The following is an 8,452-nucleotide window of genomic DNA, read 5'->3' on the forward strand; positions in this document are numbered from 1 at the left end:
TGCACATGGGGCATGTTCTGTGACGAGAAGTACTGGGAAGCCCGCCAGAAAGACGCAGACGTCACGTTTGAATCAGAAGCTGAAAAGTATCTGCGCGTAAACAACCTTGCACTTCAGGATCGTCCGGAAGGTCTGACGATTACAACACACGTCTGCCGCGGAAACTATCATTCCACATGGGCCAGCCGCGGCGGCTATGCGCCTGTTGCACCGTATCTCTTTGCCAAGGAGAACGTTGATGCGTTTTATCTGGAATTTGACGATGAACGCTCCGGCAATTTCGAACCGCTCAAGTATGTTCCTGAAGACAAGAAAGTCGTCCTTGGGCTGATTACAACCAAGTCTCCTGTGCTTGAAGATGAAGAAGAAGTCAAGGCCCGCATCAAGGAAGCTTCAAAGTATCATCCACTGGACAAGCTGTGCTTGAGCCCGCAATGCGGCTTTGCATCATGCGAAATCGGCAACAAGCTTACTGAAGAGGAACAATGGGCAAAGCTTGCTCTGGTCAAGAAGATTGCAGAAGAAGTATGGGGCTGATTTTCAGTCACTGGAAAAACTAAAGACATTTGAGTCAAGAATCCGGGGGATGGTGAATTCCCCGGATTTTTTGCACAAAAAAACCAGCATCCACACGTTGCAGATACTGGACAAAGGTTAATTCGATTCAGGTTTCCTGCGTCCAATCAGGAAGACCAGGCAGAGTGCAACGACGGATTCGATGATGATCATCAGTCCGCGCCATGCAATCTTTGTTCCTCCAAGCCAGACGTCTAAAATGATTGAGCCGATGATGAGGACGAAAATTGAGGTCCACTGCCTCTTGTCAAAGGCAATGCCGTATTTCTCCTCGCGGCGTCTGATTGACGGCAGAATTGCGCCAAGCCCGATCAAGACGACAACGGCAACGATGTTGATGATGAGTTCGTACCACCATGTGTGGCTGAACTCCTTGACGTCCTGCGGAGCAATTCCGAGCATGGTTGCAAGAGCCGTGACAAGCAGAAGCAAAAGTCCGGCCAGCCAGGCAAGCCTGTCGTTTTTGATGAAGACGTATTCTGACGGATACTTCTTCGAATTCTTGCGAATCTGCATGAAGGCAAAGAAGATCCAGCAGGTGACGCCGGGCGAGATAATGCCGTTCAGATTGAGCAGCCAGTTGAAGATGTCGTTCATCTCGGGCAGGAAGACGCCAAGCAGCATGATGAATGCCGAAAGTCCGCAGGTCAGCAGGTAACCGTTAATCGGAAGACCGTCCTTGTTGGTCTTGCGCAGGAACTTCGGCATGTATTTTTCGCCTGTGTCGGAAATCAGCATGCGCGTCATCGCGTCCAGCAGAACTGCCAGCAGGGCGCACATGTAAAGGACGGACGTCCAGGCATAGATGTACATGAACAGGTTGCCGACGCCGAACTGCTTTCCAAGAGCGCTGAAGGCGTAGTAGGAACCGTTCATCTTCAAGTCATTCGGCAGGTGGTAGGCGTTGAAGTAGATTCCGAGCGCAAATGATCCGAAAATCGTCAGAAAAGCCGTCATGACGGACAGGGCAATCATGGCCTTGGGAAATTCACGGCGCGGATTCTTCATCTGCGTGACGTACGGTGCAATCAGTTCGCAGCCGTTGACGGCATAGATCAGCATTCCGACCGTTGACCAGTATTTGAGGTCGAATTTCGGAATGATCGTGTGCCAGTTCATCGGCTGCGTTGCCATGTGGCCACCTGACTTGGCCAGACCAAAGAAGGCCAGAATGACGAAGAGGATGGTCATGATGAACATCATACCGCCGCCGATCGTGCTCAGAATTTCCATTGAATTCTTCAAGTGATGCTGAATGAAAATGAAGATGATGAAAGTAACGAATGTCCAGAAAGTGAAACTGGCATTTGACATTGTGTCCTGGAATTTGCTTGATCCGGTGAAGGCCCAGCCGAAACCAACGACAACGGAGTTAGCGGAATCGACAACATAGGGAACTGAAGCGGCCCAGTAGGTCCAGGCGGTGAAGTATCCCAGGAATTCGCCTTTTGTACCGCGAATCCAGGAACTGAGTCCGCCGCCTTCGTGATTGAAGACGCTGCCCAGATGGCCGACCATCAGAGAATAGGGAATAACATATAAGAAGAGCATCAGAACCCAGGACGTGATCACCGTCATCCCCTGGTTCTGGAAATTGTACATGATGTCATCGAATCCGATAACCGTGACAAATGCCATTAATGTCAAGATTGGCCAAGTAATGTACTTGCCATGCGTTTGTGTATCATCCATGGTAAAAAATCCTCCTGAAAATCAATTAATACAACAGATACTAGATTAGCCCAAATTGAAAATTTTTTCAATGAATATTTAGTCAAATGCAGTGCTGGAAAATACGAAGATTATCACTTGGTTTTTTTATGAAAAAATCAGTCGACGAACCAGTCGACGTCATCATGTTTTCCTTCAAGGAAGCTGACGACGTTCTGGCAGGTGATTTCTTCAAGCCTTTCCATGGATGTTTGCGAATAAAAGGCGGTGTGAGGACTTAAAAGCACGTTTTTTCGTCCGACGAAAGGACAGTTTTCAAGATCGGGATGTTCGCTCTGAAGCACGTCCAGGGCGCATCCCTTGATGAAACCCTTGTCGAGTGCTGTGAGCAGGGCCTTTTCGTCAACTGATTCACCTCTTGCAACGTTGATGAAATAAGGATGTTTTTCCCTCATCATGGAAAATTCAGAGGTTGAAAAAAAGTTCTTCGTTTCATCAGTCAGGCGCATGTGATTGATCAGAAGATCGCATTTTCTGAACATTTCTTCCCTGGAAAGCATCCTGACGCCGAGTTTTTCTGAGACTTCCTCCGGCAGAAAGGGATCGTATGCAACGACATCCATGCCCAGTCCGCGTGCGAGCCTAAGCGTCTTTTGTCCGATTCTTCCCAGGCCGAAAATACCCAGAACCTGTTCTGACAGGCGTTTTTGCGGGGATGCCCTTGAGTAGTCCCATATTTTCTGTTCATCGATCTGGCAGTTGTAGTCCTTGATGTTCTTGACGAGCGCACAGGCCAGTGAAACTGCAAATTCTGCGACGTCGTCAGAGCAGTAGTCGCGCACGGCACAGACTCTGACGCCGTGTTTTCTTGCGGCATCAAGATCGATTGCGTTGTAGCCCGTGGCATCAACTGAGATGAGTTTAAGTTTCTTCGCATGATTCAGAACTTCATCATCGATTTTGAGAAATGCAGTGACCAGGGCGTCGGCATCTCCCAGAACCCGGTAGAATGCATCCGGATTGTCATCGTATTCGAAGAAGACGGTCTCCCAGTCAGGATGGTTCTTCGTCAGGACTTCTTCTTCATGTTTTCGGCCGGGCAGCAGCCCTGTTTTGTAATCGGCAAAGAGAATTTTCATAAGATCCAGCTCCTTTTAGATGAGTATGTTATAAAATATAACACAAATCTCATGAAAAATCTCTGACGCAGGGCGCGATGATGGATGGCGTGGTATGCATGTTATGAATATTCACTCAAAAAGCGCTCTGTGACAAGTTTGAGGCTCATGTTAGAAATGTTGACATGGATTTAAAATGAAGGTAGACTCTGATTAAAAGTTTCAAATGATTCGCCAGGAGAGGAAGCTGATGTTCATGAGTGAATTTGACGAAGCAGAATATATCGAAAGAACTGCAATTGAACTTGTTGAAACCAGAAGTGTCAACGGGACGTCGGGCGAAGTTGACGAAGCAGAGAAAATCGTTGAGATTTTACGAAGGATTCCTTATTTTCAAAAACACCGGGATGCGGTTTGGACAAGGAAACTGCCAGAAGATCCTCTTGGACGCAAAAACGTCTTTGCGTTCTTGGAAAAGGAAGGCACGCAAAAAACCGTGCTGTACCATTCTCATTTTGACACCGTCGGAACAAGGGATTTCGGACCGCTTGAAGACGATGCGACTCATCCGGATGCGCTGGCAGAGCGGTTCAAATCCTTTGAAGGAGATGAAGATGTCAGAAAGGATGCGGAATCCGGCGACTGGATCTTCGGACGCGGTTCCCTGGACATGAAGAGCGGGGATGCGGTCAACATCGCAAACATCCGTTACTTTGCCGAACATCCTGATGAGCTTGAAGGCAATCTTCTATTCATGGGAAACTGCGTTGAGGAAAACGATCATCTGGGGGTCATTGCCGCACTTGATGAGCTGGAACGTCTGAAAGATGAAGAGGGGCTGGAATATACGGTTGCGATTAATACAGACTTCATCAGCCCGAAGTACCCCGGAGACAGACAGAAGTACATTTATTACGGTGCTGCCGGCAAGATTCTGACATGCGTCTATGTTCGCGGAATCGAAACACATGTCGGCAATACATATGACGGGCTGAATTCGACTGTGATTGCCAGCCGGTTGAACTGTCTGATTGACAACAATCCGGACCTGGTCGAAAAATTCCCGGGAGAAGAAATCCTGCCGTCGACCTGTTTGATGATCAGGGACCGGAAGGATTTCTACAACGTGCAGACTCCCAAGACGACGCGCATGTACTTTAATACGTTTACCTATCAGAAACCCGCATGCGAACTGCTGGATTTGCTTAAAGGGAAAATCAAGGCGGAATGTCTTGAAATGACCGGTCTTGCCAGGGAGAGAAGGGCTGCCTATCTTTCCGGGCTCGGTTTTCCGAAAGACAGGGATGATCGTGAAATCGACGTTTACACTTTTGCGGAATATGCTGAAATGATGAGGAAACGGATGGACTTTGAAGCAGAATGCAGACGTTTTGCGGATCAGCGCACTGAATTTGACAAGCGCACCGCCGGCTTTGAACTGCTTGATCATCTTGAGGAACTTGCCGGGGACGGCCGGGCCAAGGTTGTCCTGTTCATTGCGCCGCCGTTTTGTCCGCACAATGCGATTTCCGAGGATTCCAAAGCGTACCGCGCCTTAAGGGAAACGTTTTTTGAACCGGAATACGTCCTGAAGAAATATTTCCCGTACCTGTCGGATTCAAGCTACATCGCAGTTGATGAAACAGCGGAGGAACTGGAGCGGATGAAGGACGACTTTCCCCTGGCAGACGTTTTGTACCCTTTGCCGTACGAAACGATGAGAAAGCTGTCCATTCCCGCCGTTGATCTTGGCGTTTTCGGCAAGGGAGCGCATACGTTCAGGGAACGGGTCTATAAACCTTATTCATATGGGGTTCTGCCTGAAAAAATCAGAACCTATACCAAACTGATGTGGAAATAATGGAGGAATTGAAAAATGTATGTAAAAGATGGAACTTCAACCTTGAAACGCGTTTTGACGTGTCCGCCGACCTTTTTGAAAAAAGCGGCTCCAATCAACGAAATTTCAAAGCTTCATCCGGAACCGCTTGATTCTGAACTGCTTGCTTCCGAATATCAACGCGTGCTTGATGCATATGAAGAGGCAGGGGTGAAGGTCGAAAAGCTGACTCCGGATGCTTCGATGACGAATTCGATTTTTGCCCGCGATTTCGGCGGATGTGTCAAGGAGGGCTATATTCTGGGGCGCTTCAAGAAGGAACTGCGCTTCCCGGAACGCAGGGCTTATGAAGATAAAATGAAAGAACTTGGCATTCCGAAGATTGCGGAAGTGGAAGACGGTTATTTCGAAGGCGGCGATTTTGCCTTTCTGAGAGAAAACGTGATTGCGGTCGGCATGCTTGACAGAACCGATGAAAAAGGATTTGAGACAATCAGGAAAGCTCTCGAACCACTGGGATACGAGGTTCATCCGGTGCCGGCCGACCCGAGATATCTTCACCTTGACATGTGTTTCAATCTGGTGGACGAAAATCTGGCGGTTGCTTATCTTGACGGTCTTCCCGATGATTTCAGGGCCTTGCTCAAACGTCTGGAAATCGAAGTCATCGAAGTTCCCGAAGATGCGATTTTTCACCATGGCTGCAATCTTGAAAGCCTGGGCAATCACCGCGTGCTTTCGCTCAGGCAGAATGCAGATGTCAATCAGAAACTGCGGGAGCACGGAATGGACGTCATTGAGCTGGACGTCGTCGAGACGCTCAAGGCCGGCGGCGGCCCGCACTGCATGACCTTCCCGCTTGAACGCGGCTGAAATGCTCTGCATTTAAAAAGAAGATGGAGGAATTAAGAAAATGGAAGATTTGAGATTTCGCAGACAGGTGGATGATTGTCAGCCGTATGTTGCAGGCGAATCAGAAGCGTCCGTTCTGCGCCGCTATGGGTTGGAAAAGGTCGTCAAGCTGGGCTCGAACGAAAATCCGTTTGCTCCTTATCCGCATGAAAAGGAAGCGATGCAGGAAAGCCTGAACTTTTTGAACCGCTATCCTGAAGATGATTATCTTGAACTGACGAAGATAATCGCAAGGCAAAACGGGGTTGAACCGGAAAACGTTGCACTCGGAAGCGGAGCGGGCAATGTCATTGAGACTGTCTCGCGCCTTTTTCTGGACGAAGGCGATGAAGCAATGATTGCCAGGCCGACCTATCGGCTTTACCGCGAAGTTTCCAGGCTGATGGGCGCAAAGGTAGTCGAAGTTCCGGTCAGAGCCGATTTTACATACGACTTTGATGCGATGAAGGCCGCGATTACAAAAAAGACCAAGCTGATCTGGCTGTGCAATCCCAACAACCCGACCGGTGCAGTCAATGACCCTGCCGAGATTGAAGATTTCATTGACGAAGTCGGCGATGACGTCTGGGTCGTGGTTGACGAAGCGTATGCTGATTTTATCGAAGGCGGGATGCGTCCTGAGCTTGTCTCGAGGATCAAGGACAGGAAAGTGGCGGTCATTCGTACGTTCTCCAAGTTCCATGGACTGGCCGGAGCCCGCGTCGGCTACGTTATTGCGCGCAGGGAGGCAATCAAAGGATACGACACCATTACCGAACCGTTCTGCGTCAATCGAACAGGTCTGTTTGCGGCGATTGCTGCCCTGACGAAAGACGTTGAGTACAGTCGTGAAATCAAGGAAGTCATTTTGGCTGAACGACACCGCGTTGAAAACGAGCTGCTCGGACTGGCAATGAAATTCGTGCCGTCGCATTCCAATTTTATTTTTGCCAGGCTGCCGGACGGGCTTGACGCGGACGTTATTTGCGGGAAAATGATGGCAAAAGGCGTCATCATTCGTTCCTGCAGTGCCTGGGGATACCGGGACTGCGTACGGATTACGGTCGGCAAGCCAGCGGAAAATACGGAAATGGTGCGCGTTTTGGGGAATGTTCTGGAAGAAGAAAAGGCTAAAAGATGAGGCTTGAATTGGAAGGCGGGAATTTTCATTTCTTGGAAATTCCTGTTTTTTTTGTCAAATGCAGAGCCGGATATTCAAGAATGAGCTGACTATGTCATGAAAAGTGACGACACAAAATATCTGGAATTTTTTTACGCTTAACAAAAGAAGGAAATCAATGCGTTTTACTTGAAAAAGAAAAGTAATGCAGTGGTATGCATTGAATAATGAATATTAAAGGTTTATTACGAATAAATATCATGTTATAAAATTTGACATGAAAAGCAGGCTGGAGTAGACTTGCATTAACTTTTAATTTTCTAATTGAAACATAAGCAAGTAAAAAGCTTGCAAATAAAGGGTGTTTTGAATGTCATAAAAGGTTACGCAAAGAAAGGGCAGGTTGATTTATTATGAAAAACAGATTAGCAAAAATCCTTTGTTCGCTCGCAGCAGTCTGTGCAGTGATTTTTCTGACAAGCGGCTGCGGTTCCGGAAAAAAGGGTGCAGTTGACACAATCAAGGATAAGGGAACCCTGGTGGTCGGGACAAGTGCCGATTATGCACCGTTTGAATTTCCAATTGTAAAGGACGGCAAGAAGCAGATAGTTGGCTATGACATGATGGTTGCTCAGAAGATTGCAGACGACATGGGCGTTAAGCTGAAAATCGTCAATACGGAATTTCCGTCTCTGATTTCGGAATTAAAGAACAAGAAGATCGATCTGATTATGGCCGGGATGGTTTCAACGGCGGAAAGGCGCAAGGTAATTGCATTTTCCAGGCCGTACTATAAAGTGTACAATGTCGTTTTGGTCCAGAAGAAGGATGCCGGGAGATTTTCGACAAAGGCAAGTCTTGCCGGCAGGCAGATCGGCGTTCAGCAAAGCACGACTCAGGAAGCAATTGCCAGAAAACAGCTCAAGTCAAGCAGGCTCGTAACAGAGTCGCAATTGACAAGTCTGACAACGGAACTCAAGGAAGGAAAACTTTCGGGCGTTGTCTGCGAAAAGGCGATTGCTGACAACTATCTTGCAACATATCCTGACAGATATGCCGTTGCCAAAGTCAAGCTCGTTACTCCTGAGGAAAACAGGAACATCGACATCGGCATTCGCAAGGATGACAAGGATTTGAAAAAACGTGTGGATAAAGTCCTGACGAAACTTGAAAAGTCAGGCGAGCTTGACAGGATGTTCGAAAAAGCTCAGAAGATCCAGGCGGAAAATAAGTAAG

General features: G+C 48.0%; 6 protein-coding genes and 1 pseudogene. 5 read left to right on the forward strand and 2 right to left on the reverse strand.

Annotated features, from left to right (window positions below):
• Positions 1-537 (forward strand): annotated as a pseudogene (locus tag V7Z60_RS07455) (5-methyltetrahydropteroyltriglutamate--homocysteine methyltransferase); the annotation flags it as partial.
• Between the two features lie 117 nt (positions 538-654).
• Here the strand turns inward: V7Z60_RS07455 and V7Z60_RS07460 are convergent.
• Together V7Z60_RS07460 and V7Z60_RS07465 are read right to left on the reverse strand one after the other, a co-directional pair.
• The gene (locus V7Z60_RS07460) at positions 655-2,268 is read right to left on the reverse strand and encodes an APC family permease (RefSeq protein ID WP_334117209.1); all 1,614 of its coding nucleotides are present in this window, start codon (positions 2,266-2,268) and stop codon (positions 655-657) included.
• A 137-nt stretch (positions 2,269-2,405) separates the two neighbouring features.
• Positions 2,406-3,386, reverse strand: coding sequence for an NAD(P)-dependent oxidoreductase (locus V7Z60_RS07465; RefSeq protein WP_334117210.1), 981 nt, complete (start codon positions 3,384-3,386; stop codon positions 2,406-2,408).
• Positions 3,387-3,621: 235 nt separating this feature from the next.
• On the opposite strand from V7Z60_RS07465, the gene V7Z60_RS07470 reads away from it, so the two are divergent.
• The 4 genes from V7Z60_RS07470 to V7Z60_RS07485 all read left to right on the forward strand — a co-directional run bounded on the left by V7Z60_RS07470 (position 3,622) and on the right by V7Z60_RS07485 (position 8,451).
• The gene (locus V7Z60_RS07470; protein ID WP_334117211.1) at positions 3,622-5,226 is read left to right on the forward strand and encodes a M20/M25/M40 family metallo-hydrolase; all 1,605 of its coding nucleotides are present in this window, start codon (positions 3,622-3,624) and stop codon (positions 5,224-5,226) included.
• Positions 5,227-5,241: 15 nt separating this feature from the next.
• A complete protein-coding gene (locus tag V7Z60_RS07475) occupies positions 5,242-6,078 on the forward strand; it encodes a dimethylarginine dimethylaminohydrolase family protein (RefSeq protein WP_334117212.1) in 837 nt (278 codons plus the stop codon).
• A 40-nt stretch (positions 6,079-6,118) separates the two neighbouring features.
• Positions 6,119-7,237 (forward strand): histidinol-phosphate transaminase, encoded by a 1,119-nt coding sequence (gene hisC, locus V7Z60_RS07480; RefSeq protein WP_334117213.1) that lies wholly within the window; start codon positions 6,119-6,121, stop codon positions 7,235-7,237.
• Between the two features lie 392 nt (positions 7,238-7,629).
• The gene (locus V7Z60_RS07485) at positions 7,630-8,451 is read left to right on the forward strand and encodes a transporter substrate-binding domain-containing protein (protein WP_334117214.1); all 822 of its coding nucleotides are present in this window, start codon (positions 7,630-7,632) and stop codon (positions 8,449-8,451) included.
• The last annotated feature ends 1 nt before the right edge of the window (position 8,452 follow it).

Source organism: Ligilactobacillus sp., from assembly GCF_036846325.1.
Classification (GTDB): domain Bacteria; phylum Bacillota; class Bacilli; order Lactobacillales; family Lactobacillaceae; genus Ligilactobacillus.